This is a genomic window from Mycoplasmoides alvi ATCC 29626 (assembly GCF_000701785.1).
Classification (GTDB): domain Bacteria; phylum Bacillota_I; class Bacilli_A; order Mycoplasmatales; family Mycoplasmoidaceae; genus Mycoplasmoides; species Mycoplasmoides alvi.
This window is the reverse complement of record NZ_JNJU01000002.1, coordinates 49378-66539: the sequence shown is the minus strand read 5'-3', so window position 1 is coordinate 66539 and position 17162 is coordinate 49378. Positions and strand designations below refer to the sequence as shown.

20 protein-coding genes are annotated in these 17162 nt (G+C 23.6%); 17 read left to right on the top strand and 3 right to left on the bottom strand.

What is annotated here, in order from left to right; translation table 4 throughout:
- The first annotated feature begins 649 nt into the window (after window positions 1-649).
- The 3 genes from T383_RS0101370 to T383_RS0101360 all read left to right on the top strand — a co-directional run bounded on the left by T383_RS0101370 (window position 650) and on the right by T383_RS0101360 (window position 3972).
- Window positions 650-1687, top strand: a complete 1038-nt coding sequence (locus T383_RS0101370; protein WP_156940235.1) for an ADP-ribosyltransferase — start codon at window positions 650-652, stop codon at window positions 1685-1687.
- 290 nt (window positions 1688-1977) lie between these two features.
- Window positions 1978-3267, top strand: a complete 1290-nt coding sequence (locus tag T383_RS0101365) for a glucose-6-phosphate isomerase (RefSeq protein WP_033159895.1) — start codon at window positions 1978-1980, stop codon at window positions 3265-3267.
- Window positions 3268-3270: 3 nt separating this feature from the next.
- The gene (locus tag T383_RS0101360; RefSeq protein WP_033159894.1) at window positions 3271-3972 is read left to right on the top strand and encodes a ribulose-phosphate 3-epimerase; all 702 of its coding nucleotides are present in this window, start codon (window positions 3271-3273) and stop codon (window positions 3970-3972) included.
- Here the strand turns inward: T383_RS0101360 and T383_RS0101355 are convergent.
- On the bottom strand, window positions 3962-4462 hold the full coding sequence (locus T383_RS0101355) for an NADPH-dependent FMN reductase (protein WP_033159893.1): 501 nt from the start codon (window positions 4460-4462) through the stop codon (window positions 3962-3964). The two genes, T383_RS0101360 and T383_RS0101355, sit on opposite strands and share 11 nt — an antisense overlap.
- 131 nt (window positions 4463-4593) lie before the next feature.
- Here T383_RS0101355 and ispG point away from each other — a divergent pair, with 131 nt between their 5' ends.
- Together ispG and T383_RS0101345 are read left to right on the top strand one after the other, a co-directional pair.
- Window positions 4594-5682, top strand: a complete 1089-nt coding sequence (ispG, locus tag T383_RS0101350) for a flavodoxin-dependent (E)-4-hydroxy-3-methylbut-2-enyl-diphosphate synthase (protein WP_052663962.1) — start codon at window positions 4594-4596, stop codon at window positions 5680-5682.
- 1 nt (window position 5683) lies between these two features.
- Window positions 5684-7504, top strand: coding sequence for a M3 family metallopeptidase (locus T383_RS0101345; RefSeq protein ID WP_169735588.1), 1821 nt, complete (start codon window positions 5684-5686; stop codon window positions 7502-7504).
- Window positions 7505-7516: 12 nt separating this feature from the next.
- Here T383_RS0101345 and pip read toward each other — a convergent pair whose 3' ends face one another.
- Window positions 7517-8470, bottom strand: coding sequence for a prolyl aminopeptidase (pip, locus tag T383_RS0101340; protein WP_033159891.1), 954 nt, complete (start codon window positions 8468-8470; stop codon window positions 7517-7519).
- A gap of 89 nt (window positions 8471-8559) precedes the next feature.
- Here pip and T383_RS0101335 point away from each other — a divergent pair, with 89 nt between their 5' ends.
- From T383_RS0101335 to coaD, 12 genes are all read left to right on the top strand, one after another.
- The gene (locus T383_RS0101335) at window positions 8560-9000 is read left to right on the top strand and encodes an OsmC family protein (RefSeq protein ID WP_033159890.1); all 441 of its coding nucleotides are present in this window, start codon (window positions 8560-8562) and stop codon (window positions 8998-9000) included.
- A gap of 62 nt (window positions 9001-9062) precedes the next feature.
- Window positions 9063-10388, top strand: coding sequence for a hypothetical protein (locus tag T383_RS0101330; RefSeq protein WP_033159889.1), 1326 nt, complete (start codon window positions 9063-9065; stop codon window positions 10386-10388).
- A 140-nt stretch (window positions 10389-10528) separates the two neighbouring features.
- Complete coding sequence (locus T383_RS0101325) at window positions 10529-11482, top strand: glycosyltransferase family 2 protein (protein ID WP_052663960.1); 954 nt, start codon at window positions 10529-10531, stop codon at window positions 11480-11482.
- Between the two features lie 3 nt (window positions 11483-11485).
- Window positions 11486-12055 (top strand): elongation factor P, encoded by a 570-nt coding sequence (gene efp, locus T383_RS0101320; RefSeq protein ID WP_033159888.1) that lies wholly within the window; start codon window positions 11486-11488, stop codon window positions 12053-12055.
- A gap of 3 nt (window positions 12056-12058) precedes the next feature.
- Entirely contained in the window at window positions 12059-12400 is a 342-nt protein-coding gene (locus T383_RS0101315; protein ID WP_033159887.1) for a hypothetical protein, read from the top strand.
- A 2-nt stretch (window positions 12401-12402) separates the two neighbouring features.
- Window positions 12403-12798 carry a DUF1948 domain-containing protein gene (locus T383_RS0101310; protein WP_033159886.1) on the top strand — a complete coding sequence of 132 codons (396 nt, stop codon included), beginning with the start codon at window positions 12403-12405 and terminating at the stop codon, window positions 12796-12798.
- A 37-nt stretch (window positions 12799-12835) separates the two neighbouring features.
- The gene (locus tag T383_RS0101305; RefSeq protein ID WP_033159885.1) at window positions 12836-13501 is read left to right on the top strand and encodes a DUF5453 family protein; all 666 of its coding nucleotides are present in this window, start codon (window positions 12836-12838) and stop codon (window positions 13499-13501) included.
- An 11-nt stretch (window positions 13502-13512) separates the two neighbouring features.
- Window positions 13513-14286 (top strand): type III pantothenate kinase, encoded by a 774-nt coding sequence (locus tag T383_RS0101300; RefSeq protein ID WP_033159884.1) that lies wholly within the window; start codon window positions 13513-13515, stop codon window positions 14284-14286.
- Window positions 14287-14357: 71 nt separating this feature from the next.
- Window positions 14358-14504, top strand: a complete 147-nt coding sequence (rpmG, locus tag T383_RS03830; protein WP_084269025.1) for a 50S ribosomal protein L33 — start codon at window positions 14358-14360, stop codon at window positions 14502-14504.
- The gene (secE, locus tag T383_RS0101295) at window positions 14505-14906 is read left to right on the top strand and encodes a preprotein translocase subunit SecE (protein WP_033159883.1); all 402 of its coding nucleotides are present in this window, start codon (window positions 14505-14507) and stop codon (window positions 14904-14906) included.
- A 28-nt stretch (window positions 14907-14934) separates the two neighbouring features.
- Entirely contained in the window at window positions 14935-15846 is a 912-nt protein-coding gene (gene nusG / locus T383_RS0101290) for a transcription termination/antitermination protein NusG (protein WP_033159882.1), read from the top strand.
- Window positions 15846-16301 carry a pantetheine-phosphate adenylyltransferase gene (coaD, locus tag T383_RS0101285; RefSeq protein WP_033159881.1) on the top strand — a complete coding sequence of 152 codons (456 nt, stop codon included), beginning with the start codon at window positions 15846-15848 and terminating at the stop codon, window positions 16299-16301. The genes nusG and coaD overlap by 1 nt, the downstream gene beginning before the upstream one ends.
- Here coaD and T383_RS0101280 read toward each other — a convergent pair whose 3' ends face one another.
- Window positions 16302-17000 (bottom strand): MBL fold metallo-hydrolase, encoded by a 699-nt coding sequence (locus T383_RS0101280; protein ID WP_033159880.1) that lies wholly within the window; start codon window positions 16998-17000, stop codon window positions 16302-16304.
- Window positions 17001-17162: the final 162 nt, after the last annotated feature.

Here is a 17162-nt window from a genome sequence, read left to right as displayed (position 1 = left end):
TTTAACTAAATTTAAAGAATTTCATGCATAAGTTTCATTATTGTTTAGTATTAATCCATCTTGTGTTATGTTTGTAAGGATGCCAAATTTATTTAAGGCGTCACAACTAATTTGAATGTTTTCTCCAATTTTAAAAGTAAATAGTTTTATTGTTTTAATATCAGAATTTAAATAAAAATTATTTGAAATTCTTAAACCATTATTTAAAATTTCTGTAATTGGTCCATAAACACTTTCAGTATTGTTAAGTAAAATTTCTACCTTATCACCTAACTTTATTTTTTGTGAATTTGTATCATCATCATTATTATTATTATTATTGTTGTTGTTAGGTTGGTTATTATTACTACAATTAGTTGCTAATATTGGAAAACTAATTGTTGGTATTAGTAAAATTGGTATTAATAACTTTAGTTTAAAGTTAAATCTTCTCTCTCTCTCTCTTAGTGCTCATGAATATTTACAATCCTATAAAATTGTGTTAAATTTATTGTTATTATAATTAAAAAATATTTTTAAATTTATAAATACTTAAGTTAAGCATTTTAGAGGTAGTTTAAAAAGATGGTTATTAAAACAATTGAAAATAATTTATGAACAAATTGTTTATTTGTGTATATTTGCAATAAATTTTGAGAGAAGTAGTTTTATGAAGAAAATTAAAAAGTATAAATTTCTTATTTTTGGAAGTTCATTATTGGGGATGGTAGCAGTTCTTGCTCCTATTTTGTCTTCTTGTGGTACTAATCAACAAGTCACAAATAATGAAACATCAACTTCACAAACTAATTCAGATACCAACCAATTAGAAATATATGATGAAAATACACCATATATAGTGGATCAAGATTTAAAAGCAGCTTTTAAAAAATGATACAAAAACTTATCTAATGATAAATGATTTAAGGACAAAAATTATAATTATATTAACTACTTTTGCAAATCAGAACAACAAGCTATTGGACTATATGCAGTTGGTTGAGGAATGTTTTGAAATGAAGGTTTACATGCAGGCAAAGTTAATTTACCTAATTGTAATTTTTTTGAAAGTACTTTAGATTCTAATGCACCACACTTAATTAGAGGAAATGATTACAAGTTAGTTGAAAAGGCATTAGATAAAGCAATCTACCCATGAGATGATGTTGTTTGACATGGTTGTGAGTATATGGAAACAGAATTTTATGATCAATTAAAACCATACATTAATTTTGATGCTAACACAAATTCTTATGATTATACAAGATGTGTAGGCAAAACTATTACTTCAAATGGTTTTATTTCAACAAGTATTTCAAAAGAATCTGCTTTAAATTATTTAGGTTGATTACCTGGAGTAAATAATTTTGGAGCTCCAGAGTGACATACAAACATTACAAATCCTCATCCATTAAAATCCCCAGTTGCTTTTAAAATTCATATCCCAGCGAAATATCGTGGCGCAGCTTATTTAGCAGATTTTGACTGAGCAAATATGGGTCCTAATTATGACAACCAAGTTTTAATTAATCGCCATTGCCAATTTACAATAACAAAAGTATGAAAAGAAAATGGGGTAACTTTTTTTGATGTTAATTTAATTAAAAATGATTTAAAAGACGAACATCATTACAATTCTTGCAATTGCCACAATCATGAACATTGTAATTATCATTGCAATAACATAAGTCATAAACATCATGATTAAATAAAGTTTAATTTTTATCAAAAATTAGATATTGCTTCTTATACTTTTAATTAATAATAAGTTTTAAGTAAAATATTTGTTTATTTGGTTATTCTTAATTTTCTTAAATTAATTTTATTTATCTAAGTATTTTTATAAATCCTTAAAATTTTTATCAAAGTCATAAATATTAAATTTTGCAATTATTATTTTTAATAACCTAATAAACACAAAAAGATGGTGCTATAATTTAAATTATTATTAATATAATAATAAATTGTGATTTTATTAGAAAAAAATTAGGTTTTATCATGAATAAAATTAATATAAGTTCAGAATTAATGAAAAATATTAGTTTATCTGATATCCATAAAAAGTATCAAAAAAAAGTAGATAAAATTCATCAAAGTATTTTCAATAAAACTTGTTTAGGGCATGAAATGCTAGGTTGAATTGATTATCCAGATCAAGATCATTCTTCTTTGTTCTTAGAAATGGATAAAATTAAGACTAAATGACTTAAATTTGGTATCAATGAAGTTGTTATAATTGGTATTGGAGGATCATATACAGGCATTAAAGCAATTATAAATTTTGTGAATGCTGATAAACAAAAAGAAAAAATTAATTTTTGTTTTTTTAATGCTTTGTCATCTACTGAAAATATTAATTATTTGAATTCTTTAAAAACTAAAAATTGAAGTATTATTGTTATTAGTAAATCAGGATCAACTTTAGAAACTGCATTAAATTTTAGAATTTTAAGAGAAGCTATAAAAAAACAATATAAAAACAAACATTATGAAAGAATAGTTGCTATTACTGACCCAAATGTTGGTACATTGCATGATATTTGCATCAAGAATGGATATAAAATATTACCAATTTTTTCCAATATAGGTGGTCGTTTTTCAACAATTACTCCAGTTGGTTTGTTTCCAGCATTATTGGCAGGTATTGGCATTAAATCTATTTTACAAGGAGCAAAAGATGCAAAACAAGATTTAAATTCTTCTGATTTATATAACAATACTGCTTACTTATATGCTGTATATCGACATTTTCTGTATAAACATCTCAAATATGATGTAGAAATTTTTATGACATATGAATCTAATTTAAAATACTTATGTGTACAGCATCAACAGTTATTTGGGGAATCAGAAGGAAAAAAACAAGATTCATTATTTCCTACATATGCAATATGCACAACTGACTTACATTCAATGGGTCAATTATTTCAAGAAGGTAAGCAAATTTTTTTTGAAACAGTTTTAAAAGTTTTAAATCCAAACAAAGATATGAAAATTAGTAAGTCTACCTTTGCAAATGATGATAAACTTGATTATTTAGTTGGTAAAACTATTAATGAAGTTAACTATCTTATTAGTGATGCAGTTATGAAGGCTCACAAAGATGATGGAATAAATATTATTCAAATTTTTATTCCAGATACATCAGCATATACTTTTGGTTATTTTTATTATTGATTGTCTATAGCAACAGCTATGTCAGCTTCTTTATTAAATCACAATCCTTTTAATCAAAATGGTGTTGAAATTTATAAAAAAATAATGTTTAAATATTTGGGCAGGAAATAACTAATGGTCTTTGATTTTAAAAATTTTAAAAAATTATCATTTTCTGTTTTACCATTAATTAATAATTTTGATTTAAGTTATCTATCTTTTTTAAAACAAATTGGTTTAACAAATATTCATTATGATGTAATGGATGAATTTACAGGAACTAAAGGTTTTGACACATCTCATTTAGATAGTTTGTATTCTTTGGGATTTAAAGTTAATGTTCATTTAATGGTAAAAAATATTTCATTGCATTTAACTAAATTTATAAATTATCCTTTTGACGGAATTTCTTTTCATGTAGAACCATTAAATAATATAGAAGATGGTCTTCAGTATATTAAATACATTAAAAATCACAATAAAAAAGCAGGAATTGCTTTTAAATTTGACACTAACTTTGATAACTATTTAAATTTAATAGCTAATGTAGATTACATTACATTAATGTCAGTTATTCCTGGAACAGGTGGTCAAAAATATAATTCAATTGTTGAGGATAATTTAAAAAAATTACAATTATTGTGCGAAAAAAACAATATTAAATTACCGATTATTGAATTTGATGGCGGAATTACATCAGTTGAAATAAAAAAATTATGACCAAAAGGTAATGTTTTTGTTACAGGATCTTGATTTCATAATTTATCATGAGATGAAAAAAAAGAAATTTTAAATTCAATAAATTCTGGATCATTATGAAATCCCTTTAATTCATAATATAATTTTGAATTTTTTGGATATCATAATTAAAGTTTTTATCATCTGAATATGAACCAATTCCATATGTACCAATTATTTTAGCACCACTGTATTTTAATAAGTTACTAGAAATTTTACGAACACTTTCTCCACCACTAGGACCTGGAGACACACAAACTATAAAAAGACTTTGATCATTAAAATATTGACCATTTTTAAAGTTAAAGTCTCTACTTAATCAGTCAAAAATATTTTTAACAAAACTTGGTAAATATCCATTGTGCTCTGGAGTAAACAAAATAATTGTTTTATATTTTTTTAATCTATTTTCTAGATCTTTAATTAGTTTTGGTATGCCTTGATTTTCAATCATAATGCTATACAATGGTACATCATAATCTTTTAAATAAATTAAATCACAATTGATTTTATTTTGCAATTGCATCGCAATTTTATTATTAATTGAATTGGGTGAGTTACTACCAACAATTATTAAATAATCATTCATAGTTTAAGTTCCTTTTTATTTTTGAAGTTCATTTTATTTTAGTCATTAGAAAAAAAATTTGTTTATGCTTGCTTATCTATTTTTTTGTATTTTAAAATATTTTTAATATTTTTATTTTAAGGTAATTAAAAGTGGCCAAACCAATACAAAGATGAAACACACGTCCAGTTAATATAAAAAACGTTCAATTAGGTGGTCAAAATAAAATTATTTTGCAATCAATGACAATTGCAAAAACCAAAAATATTAAGAGTTGTTTAAAACAAATTAATGAGTTACATAAAGAGGGAGCAGAATTAGTAAGGGTAGCAATTTTTGATGATAATGATGCTAAAGCTATTTCAAAAATTATAGAATTAGCCCCATGCCCAATTATTGCTGATATTCATTTTAATCCTAATTATGCAATTGCAGCATTAAAAGCTGGCGTGGCAAAGATTAGATTAAATCCAGGTAACATTACTGATAAAAATAAATTAATAGAAATTGTAAAATTGGCCAACAAAAGAAATGTTCCAATCCGCGTAGGAGTTAACTCTGGTAGTTTACCAATGGATTTAATGAATAAATATGGAGTAACAGCCAAAGCTATGAATATTGCTGCAAAAAGATATGTCAAAATGTTTAATGATGTTGGTTTTGAAAATATTGTTATTTCATTAAAAACATCTACACCACTTTTATCCATGGAAGCATACAGATTAGGCGCTAGAACATTTAAATATCCTATGCATCTTGGTATTACAGAAGCTGGTACTATTTTAAATGGAGCAATTAAATCTGTTGCTGGTTTGACACCATTAATTCTTGAGGGTATTGGCGATACAATGCGAATATCTTTAGCAAGTGATCCAGTTGAGGAAATTAAAGTTGGTAAGCGTTTATTAAATGCTCTTGGATTATATGATAATTTAGTTAATGTGGTGGCTTGCCCAACATGTGGAAGATTAAATTTTAATATGTTTCCTATCGTTGATGAAATTGAGGAATATGTAAAAAAAATGAATTTTCCTTTACGTGTTTCAATTTTAGGTTGTACAGTTAATGGCCCAGGTGAAGCTAAAGAAGCTGATATAGGAATTGCTGGCGGAGCTGGAAAGGGTATAATATTTAAAAAAGGGGTAGTGTTTAAATCAGTAAAAGAAGCTGAGTTAGTGCCAGAATTAAAAAAATTAATTGATGAAGAATATGCAAAATTCCTTAAAAAAGGTAAAAAATAATTTGAATAATTCCTTAGATTGAGATTTAGAATCAATTCTTAATAACCAATCATTAGATAATTTATATAACCAATTAAGTAAAAACATAAACAAATTAATAAATATTTATGATGAAGGTAAATGTTATTTAGATGAATCTAAGTTTTCTAAATATTTGTCATTAAGCTTAACTATTACTAAATTTTTTAATCAAATTTCTAATTATGTTACTAATAAAATTAATGAAAATGTACTTTCTTCAGAAATGAGAATGTGAGAACAAAAAATTTTTGATTTATCCCAAAAATTGGATATAGCTTTATCTAATGAATACAATATAATTTTTAAGTATGAAGAAAAAATTAAAAAGTTTTTAAACCTTACAAAATATAAAAAATATAAAAGATTATTTAATTTAATTTTTCAATATAAACCTTACTTACTATCTAACCAAAAAGATTTAATAATAACTAAATATAAAAATGGCATTATTGATGTTGCTAGCATTTATCAGGTATTATCTACTTCAGAATTAAATTACCAAAGTGTATATAATAAAAATAATAAAAAAATTTCAATTAAAAATGAATTAGATTTATATGCTCTGTTAAAGAGTCGTGATCATGTTTTAAGAAAATCTGCATGAATAAGTTTGAGAAATGCATATTTAAATAATAAGAATACGTTTACAAAATTACTTTATTACAATTATTTATCTTTAAATTTATTATCAAAAATCAATAATTTTGATAATTTTATTAGTGCACAATGTTTTATTGATGAAATTGATAAAAATTTTTTATATTTAGTGCAATCAAAATTACAAATTTTTTCTAATCTTTATGAAAAATATAATAAGTTACATTTTTCTGCTTTAAAGAAAAAATATAAACTTAAAAAAATATATCCTTGGGATACAGAATTAAATCTTTTTTATTTTTCTAAAAAATATTCAATTGATGAAGCAAAATCATTAGTTTTAAATTCTTTAAAACTTTTTGGTCAAAAATATGCATCAGAAATAAAAAATATATTTAATAATCGATGAATTTCTTGATTGCCAAAAAATAACAAGCAATTAGGATCTTATTCTATTGGTGAAATATATGGCATGAAAAAATTTTTTATTTTTTTAAATTATGAATATAACCTTGATTCTGTATTTTCATTAAGTCATGAATTAGGACATGCTATGCATTCATTATATGTAAGCAATAATCAAACTATCTATTGTGAAATAGATACATTAACTGGAGAAATTGCATCTTTAGTTAATGAAATGTTATTAAGTTTTTATTTAATAAATACATTTCAAAATGATTTAAAATTAATTGCCAGTATATATGAAAAAATAATTTCCAATTTTTTTGATACAACTTTATTTCAAATTGCTTTAAATGATTTTGAATTACAATTTATTTCAAATTTAGATGATAATAATTTTGTAACATCTGAACGAATATTTGATATGTATTCAAAATCACTTTCAAAATATAATCTAATAAACAAGAATAATTTTAATAAAAATAAAAATTTTAAAAATTTATTTAGTATTTTTCAAATTGAACACTTTTACTCTGGATCACTTTATGTTTATAAATATGCAATTGCTGAAATCGTGGCTCTAAATATTGCAATAAAAATTTTTAGTAATGACAAAAAAGCAATTAAAAATTACATTAGTTTTTTAAAGTTTGGTTCATCAAAAAGTGCAATAGAAATGATTAAATTTTTAGGCATTGATTTAAGCAATGAAGAATGTTGAAATAATGCATTAAATTACATTAATAATTTAATAAGAAAATATAAAATTGTTATAGACAAACTAATAAAACATAAATAAAAATTTAAAAACTTATTTTAAGTTATTTTGCAACAAAAATTCTTTTGTAGCTTTTTTTAATTCTTTTTCTATCCCTAATTCACTTGAACTGTGACCGGCATTTTTGACAACAATTAATTTACTTTTTGTTAAAACTTTATTTAAATCATAAGCATTTACAATTGGACAAACAAAATCATATTGTCCATGAATTAATCAGCAAGGTTTATTTTTTAGTATTGAAACATTGTTTAAAATGTAATTTGGATCTTTAAAAAATGTTTTGTTAATTGCATAATGACACTCCATTAATGAAATTTGATAATCTTCCATAGGATTAGAAGGAATATGAATTGTTTTATTAAAAAATAATAAAGAAGATTCTCATTGACTTCATCTTTGACCAGCAATTATTCTTTTTTGTTTATCTTTAGATTTTAATTGATTGTAGTATCAATGAATAATATTTTTTTGATTTTGTTTTGGAACTATTTCAATAAATTTTTCATATTTTTCAGGAAATATTTGAGCTACTCCTGTTGGTTCCAAAAATCAATTTCAATCTTTTTCTCTTCCTAAAAAAATTCCTCTTAAAATTAGTCCAGAAACATTCTTAGGGTATTTAATTGCATATGATAATCCTAAAGTAGAACCTCAACTTCCTCCAAATATAAGTCATTTTTTAATTTTTAAAAAATTTCTTAATTTATCTATATCATCAACTAAGTGTTTTGTTGTGTTATCTTCTAAATGAAATTTTGGAACAGAATTGCCACAACCTCTTTGATCAAAAAGGATTAAATGATATTTGTTTAAATCAAAGAATCTTGGTGAATTATGACTTATAGACCCACCAGGACCACCATGTAAATAGACTGCTGGAATGCCATTAGGATTTCCTCATTCTTCTCAATAAATTTTATGTAATTCACTAACTTGTAAATATCCATTTTGAATTAATTTTTTATTATTTGTTATTTTTTGCATTGCAATATTTCTAAAAATTATTTATTATAATATCAATATTATTATAAGTAAATAAATTGCTTTGAACTATAGTAGATAAGGAAATGAATATGAAGATACATAATCACAAGAGTGAAACTTTTTTAACTGAAGATGGAAGTATATTAAGTACATCTAATAATTTTTCTTTTCCCATTGATCATATTGCAATTAGGCAAGAAGAATCTAAATTAAAAGGCATGACACCTGTAAGTGCATGATTAAATAGTTTATCTTCATGTCATTTGTTAATAATGAAGTTGTATGCTTCGAGTCAAAATTTAAACTTAATGAATGCCAAAATTATTATTGAAGCATCATCTGAGGGGGAACCAACAGATGATTATTATGGAATTAGAGAAATGACAATTCATTATTATATACAAGCTAATAATACAACTCAAGAAATTTCTGATTTTATTAGATATACTCAAAAACGTTGTCCACTTCATTCAACAATTGAGCAATTAAAGAAAACAAAATTAAATTATGTCATTCATGTGGTAAAATAACTTGTTATTTACTCTTATAGTATTTAATAATTTTAATTCCATATAAATAGGAAGATATTTACTTGCTACAAAATAGTTGGCATGATCGTTATTCATGTACACATAAAAAACCAAATCCAATTGGACTTAATTTTGCAAGGATGTATTTGCTGTTTGTTTCTGTAGTTAGTATAGTACTATTGCAATTTACACCAAATTATAGTGCATCTTTTAAAATTTTTTTAAATTTCATATGATACCCAGGATTAAGTATAGGACTAACTGCTTCAGGGTTTATTCTTGGTTATGATTTTTATACAGATAAACATATTTTTTGAAAGGAATGAATGAAAAAACAAATTCCTTTTTATTTTTCATATTATTTCTATGCAACTCTCACCATCATTATAGGTGTATTAACATTTTTGATTATTCAAAATACTCATTTAAACTTAAGCACATATATTGCACCTAAAAATGATAACAATTTTTTATCTCAAATTAATTATGGTTGAACAGACAACATTAGTAATTGATATGGTTTTTTAATTTTATATACCCTTATTCCAATGCAAAATTTTTATATTTTAGGAACTATATTTGTAGTTACGCTCTTCTTTTTTTTATTTTTTGCTCCATTTATTTTTAATTTCTTGAATAAAATATCTTTTTCAAGTTGTACTACTTTAATTGTTATATTTACATTAATTGCTTGTTTTTTATCTACATGATCTGATGTATTTGTAGCAAATCCAAAATTTAGAGAAGATATACCAGAATATTCTTATATAAATTTATTTACAAATTGATTTCTTATTTTTTATTTATTCTTAGCTGGATTTTATATTCGAAAGTATACAAAAGTAATTCCTTGAAAAATTGCACTTATAATTTTTGTAATTTTTTCTTTAATTTGCTTTTCTTTAGAAACTTGATTGGATTTCTGATATTACAATTTGAGTTCAATAAATGGATTAATTAATGGATTTAATGTTTTTTATATAGGAGCTAATATTTGTTCATTGCCAACACTAATTTTATCTTACTTATTCTTAAATATAGTTTCTTCATATAATTCATTTAAAACAAAATCTAATTTTTTGGTCAAAATAAATCATTTTAATGAAATTAATCAGAAATTTATTTCAGATCAATTTATGTTAGTTGGTTTATTAACAAGATTATTTATTGGTATTTTATTTTTTAAAATTACTTTTAATTTGGATTTAAGTGTAAACTCAAATCAAAATTTATTAGTTGGTAATTCTATTAATAAAGAATGATGGGGTTGATTGTTAATTTTTGTTAGTTTAGTTGTTATATTTTTTGTTTATTTAATATCAAATTTAAAAAAAGAATTTATTAGAAAAATTTTTAAACATACATGACTTTCACAATATTTAATTTAAAAGCACTATATTTAAGTGTTTAATGCTTACTAATTAAAAAAATTTGTAAAAAAATAAATACTAACTAACATAAATCTAAATATGATTTTATAATGTTATATGTATTTATAATATTAGATTTCTTAAATTTCAATTCAAGTATGGCAAATTTAAAGATAAACAATTTTGACATCACAGTAATAGTGCCAACATATAATTGTTGTGATTATTTGCCTTTTGCTTTAAATTCAATTATTAATCAAAATATTGTTTTTAATAAGATTGAAGTAATTGTTGTTGATGATGGTTCTACAGATGAAACTGAGATTGTTATGCAAAACTATTTGCATCATTATTCATCAAATATTTTTTATTATAAAAAAACTAATGGGAATTGAGGGTCTGTTATAAATTTTGTTAAAAAAAATAATTTAGCTCATGGTAAATTAATTACTATTCTTGACAGTGATGATTATTTTTTTGAAGATGCTTTTAGTAAAGTATTGCCATATATTGATTATGATATGATCGTTTCATCATTTGATTGTTTTATTGATGATGACAAAAAATATGTTTTAAATCCTTTTTTTGGCAAATCTAGACAAATAAATAATAAAAAAAAATTACGTACTCCTCATAGTCAACCTATATGTAAATTTTATTCAAATGAACTATTTTATAGTTTGGACGATCTTTTAGAAAATATGTGATATCAGGATTGTATTTTATATCATCAGGCAGTATCAAAATCTAAGAGTGTTTATTACATACGTGAATCGCTAGGCACTTGATTTTCTACTAGACCTGGAAATTCTACTACAACACCTTGAACAAATGATGCTAAATTTAATGCTTGATGTGAAACTTTAAAAAATATGTGTTTGAATGATGCTGGGGTAGTTGTTTATGTTTATAGTTTACTACCAGGTTTTTTAGATCAACTCAAAAAGAAAAGCCAGGTAATAAATTTACCTACTAAACCATCACATACTTGGTTGCCTTTTCTTTTTGCATGAGTATTTAATTGAGTTTTGTACTTAAAAATTCACAAGTGAATCAAATATCCTAAAAAAAATTTTTTAAATAATCGTCAATTAAAATTATTGAGGGAATAGGTTATGGGTAGTATTATTGCAGCAAAAGATTTAAGATCTGGACATACAATTTTTTTTAATAATGGAATTTATTTAGTATTAAGTAATTCATTCAATAAAACAGCAATGCGCGAGGGAATTGTCAAGTGTAAAGTTAAAAATTTACGCACAGGGTCAATTACTGTCGAAGTTTTTACAGGGATGAAATTAGAGCAAGCTCAAGTTGATAAAAAGAAAATGTCTTTTATGTATGGAGATGGCGATAATTTGAATTTCATGGATAATGAAACATATGAACAAATTTCAATTCCTATTAAAAAACTTGAATGAGAAAAAAATTTTATTACTGAGGGCACAGAAGTAAGCATCATTTTGTATGAGGGTGAAATTTTAGGTTTAACATTGCCTGATCAAGTTGTTGTTGAAATTGAAATGGCAGAGGATGCTGTTCAAGGAAATACTGTTACAAATGCCATGAAAAAAGCTAGGTTAGTAACAGGTTATCAATTAGACGTTCCCCAATTTATTTCTACAGGAGAGAAGATTGTAGTTAATGTTGAAGAAGGCACCTATGTTAGCAGATGGCAAAAATAATTTATGAGCTTAATTAATAAAAATGAAATTTTTAAACAAATAGTTAAAACTACACAGGGTTCAATTTTAATAAATTACTCTACTTTACAAGAAATTTTGACAAATGTTGTCAAGTCCTTAATTGGTGCTAGAGATGTTTTTTTTCAAAAATTAGAATTTTGTGATTTTGAGCATGATACTACATTTCAAGTAAATGTTTTTTTGAATACTAGAAATCAAAATAAAATCCAAAATAAAGTTATTAATAATATTCAAAAAGGAATTCAAGATTTTTTAAAAAATGAATTTCAAATAGAAGTTTTAACTGTCAATGTAGTGTTTTGTACTTGCATGAGCAAAAAGTAATTATGAAACAAATATGAGCAAAAAGAGTTGCAGTATTTGAGTACATATTTTCTTGCTTACTTAGAGAAGAAACTGATTCAAGTGTTATTATTTATAATTTTCAGAAATATGATCAATACAATAAGTTAGATGAATGGCAATTAAAAATTGTAAAAATGTTTGCTCAAAATTATTTTAAATATGAAAATCTAATCAAAAATAATTTAAAAACTAAGTGATCATATGATGAATTTGATAATATTGCCAAAGCAGTTATTTTTGAAGCATTAGCTGAGTGAGAAGTTCATAAAACTCAAAAAGCTATTTTAATTGATCAGTCTTTAATAACAATTGATCATTATTCTGACAAGCATTTAAAAAAAATTGTTCATGCTATTTTGGATAAAATTTTAATTTAAATAAATTTTATTTAAAAACAATTTAATATTAGTGTATATGAAACGTAATTGAAGATCTCATTATATTCTTGTTTTAGCTAATATAATTTTAATTGCAACTAGTGGAATTAATTTTGCTGTTAGGGATTTACTTATTAAATCAATAGATTCAAATTTATTTGGTGGCAATTTTTACTTTCTCTTAATATGTCCTTTAATTTCCATTTTAATTACTGGTTTTTTATATTTTTTGGACATCAAATATTTTGTTAAAGATTACCCTTATAAAAAATTTCATTTTAATAAAAAATGAACAGTTTTTTACATTGTGGGAATAGTTATATATTGCTTTAATTTGTTACTTATCTTTAGTTTATCAATTGTAATGGTGCTTTTATCAGTTAACCAAATTAATAATCCATCTTTCTCTGATGAAAAAGTTATTAAGAATTATATTTCTAATGTTACTTATATTATTTTGTGGTTTATTTTAGGATTTTCTTGTTTGATGAGTCTGTTGAGTTTTGGATTTATTAAATACGCTAGATTTAAAATTGATGTTGAACTTTTGCAACGAGAGAAAGGTTCTATAGTTGATGGCGACAAAACTGATAGTAAATCAGTAATTATAAATTTAGAACCTGAAACTTCAAAAGTTCAAAATGACTCTAAAGACAAAATAGATAATAGTAAACTTCCAACTGCAAGTTTATCAAATAATTAATTTATAGATTTATGAAAAAGAAAGAAAAAAATGTTTTGGTAATTGATATTGGTAATTCATATACAAAATTTGCTTTATTTAATATTAATGATGAAATTTTTTTTTCTTTTAGTTATCCTACAAAAATAATTTCAACAAAAAATAATTTTTTATTCCAAATCTTAAAACAAAAACTTAAATCAATTAATATTGATTCAATAATTTTAGGAAGTGTGGTTCCTAAATTAAATTCTTTTTTTATTAAAACTTTTAAAGAAAAATTATTATTGACTCCTCATGTAATAAATAAAAAAACAAAATTTATTTTTAAATTAAGTTCAGATATGAAATTGAATGAAATTGGCAATGATATTTTAGCTTTTGCAACATATTGTGCTTTTAAAAATAAAAATGTAATTGGTTTTTCTTTCGGAACTGCATTGGTTGCTATTTTAATAAACAATAATGTCCTAAAAGGAGTTAGCATAGTAAGTGGTTTAAAAACAAGTTTAGATGCATTAGTTGATAAAACTGCATTAATTAATATTAAAAATCTTGAATTATCAAAAAATTTTGATTACGGACATGACACTTTAACTGCTTTAAATTCTGGCATATATCATTTCAAAAATGGTTTTATGTCTAGTTTTTATAACATGGCTTTAAAGACAATTAAAAGTAATGAATTATTAATAATTTTAACTGGTTTTGAAGCAAGTAATTCAGAATTAAATTTTAAATATGTTATAGATAAAAATGCCATTTTAATTGGTTATTATTTAATACACAAAACAAACAATTGATAAAATTGTATAATAGTAACAACTCATTGCTATGCATTGAGTTTTTTTAATGTATTTTAAAGTTAACTTTGAATATGCGATCCAAGTCTATTTTAATTTGTGAAAATTGCATGTCTCGTAATTATTCTACAACTAAATCAAATCTTAAAACTCAACGTCTTGAATTAAATAAATATTGTTCAAAATGTAATGCTAAAACCCTTCATAAGGAGTCTCGCTAAATGTCACAAAATAATAACAATGAAAATTTTAATATTGAAAGTAATCAGTCTGAAATTCATGAACGATCTATTTCACGTCGTTCTGTACTTTCTGAGTATGAAGATCCAGATGTATTAAAAGCACATAAAGAACTAAAAGAACGTGTAAAGGAAAAACGCAAACAGGAAAAAGAAAACTACAAATTAGCTGATAATGAAAATGTTAAAGGCGAAAAATTAGGTTTTAAATTTCGAATTAAACAATGATGATTTGGAATGAATAAAGAATCTAAAAGAATTTCTTGGCCTACACCAAAATATTTAATTAGTAGTTTTTTAATTGTTCTTTTGATTGTTGCAATTTTAACTGGTTTGTTTTTTGGTATTAGTGAAATTTTTGTTGCATTAGGAATTTTAAAATAAATTTTTCTATAGGGAAGTTATAAAAAATATGGCAGTAAAAAATAAACAATTAATTGCTCAGTGGTTTGTCACAACTTGTACAAATGGCAATGAAGACACAGTTATTAAAAATTTAAAAGCTAAAGTTCAAGCAATGCATTTTGATGAATACATTATTGATGCAAAGACAATTAAACGTCGCGAAATAATTGAGGAAATTTTTGATGATAATAATCCTCAAAAATTACCACCAAAATCTATGCGAAATTCTTCTAATATTAAATGGAAAACATTAGGCAATGGTAAATATTTAAAAGTTAAAATCATTGATCGTAATAAATTTCCAGGTTACATTTATGTTAAGATGATTATGAATGATGATACTTGATTTGCCGTTCGTAATGCCCAAAATATTAGTGGTTTAGTTGGTTCTTTTGGAAAAGGAGCAAAACCTATTCCAATTACGTTTGATGAAGAAATGTTATTATCAGGTGAATCATTAGATGAAGATTATTATGCTGTAGTAACATCAAATTCTATTATTGAAGTTCCTAAAGATAAGTTTGATTCAGATGGCAATTTAATTGGTTTCGATTCAACTCAAGTTAGTAATTTAAATAAGAAGATTGAAACTGTTACAGATGTTAGTGATTTGTTATCTAATGATGAGAATAAAAGTATTACTAATAATTTTGATAATGAATATACAAATATTTCAAAAAATTCTAAATTAATTCCTGAAAATAAAATTTATAAAAGTAATTTAGATCCAAAAGATATAAATTCTAATTTCAAAATTGGACATACTGTTACAATTCTTTTTGGCGATCATGCAGGCATTGATGGTCAAGTAATTGGTTTAAATTTAGTTAACAATGAAATTGAAGTTCAAATAATTGATTTTATGGGAAAAACAATTAATCTTGTATTGCCTTTAAATCAAGTTAAACTAAAAGAATAATGAAAAAACGAATTGCTTTATTTCCTGGTAGTTTTGATCCTATTCATAGCGGACATATTCACATTATTAAGAAAGCAATTGATTTATTTGATGAATTAATATTATGTGTTTCAATAAATGTGGATAAATTATATGATTTATCTTTATTGGAAAGAAAATCAAAAGTAGAAAAGGTAATAAAAAAATTAAAATTAAAAAATGTAAAAGTTATTTCATGACCTAGTTATATTGTAGATGCAGCAAAATTATATAAGGCTAAATATTTAATAACTAGTGTAAGAAACATGGATGATTTTCAACAAAGTCTTCATAATGCTTCTATTAATAAAAAATTAGATAAAAAATTAGAAACAATTGTTTTTTTTAGTGATGTTGCATATCAATCTATATCATCCTCAGACATTAAAAAAACACTTAAGAAACATAATAAATTTTTTAAATCTAATAAAAATTAATTATTTTTTAAAAAATTTTTTGACATAATGATTAGTTCATTCTAGTTGATTAATTGGTGTTCATTCTTCATGTCCAGGAAACAAATAAAGATTCTTATTTTTGAATGTCTTGACAAAAAGTAATAAACTTTCATTCATTAATTTTTTATTTGAGTAATCAAAGTCTGTCCGACCAATATCATTATCAAAAATTAAATCACCAGAAAATACATATTTATCAATTCAATAACAAACACTGCCAGGTGTGTGACCAGGTGTTTCTAACATTTTTACTTGAATTTTTTGTAATGGTAATTTAAAAGTATTCTTTGTAAACCCAACAAATTGATTATACAAATTGTCATGTTCATCTAAAAATTCAAAATATTTAGCTTGTTGAGTTATTTTTAGTTCTAAATCGTTTTTATGGATATAAATTTTCGCATTAAATTTTGTAGCAAGTTTATTGCTATGACCTACATGATCATAATGTCCATGTGTCAATAATATTACTAATTTTTTTATTTTATGTCTTGATAAAAATTTACTAATTTTTTCTGAATTAAAACTTGGATCAATTACAACTGCTTCATCTTCATTCATTATTATGAAACTATTGTTATTTATTGAGCCACCTATCATTACATATAAATTATGAAATATTCATTGGTTTTTATAATTGCATTTATATAAATTGTTTAATTTATCTTTGATATTCATATTAATTTCTCTCATACTAATAAAATTTAAATAACTTTAAACACATAATTTACTTATACATTTGCAATAATTTTCTATGTTTTTATTAATGTTATAATATACAAGTATCATATTCATATAATAATTATATATTTCTCATATTTTTTGATTATTATGTTCTAA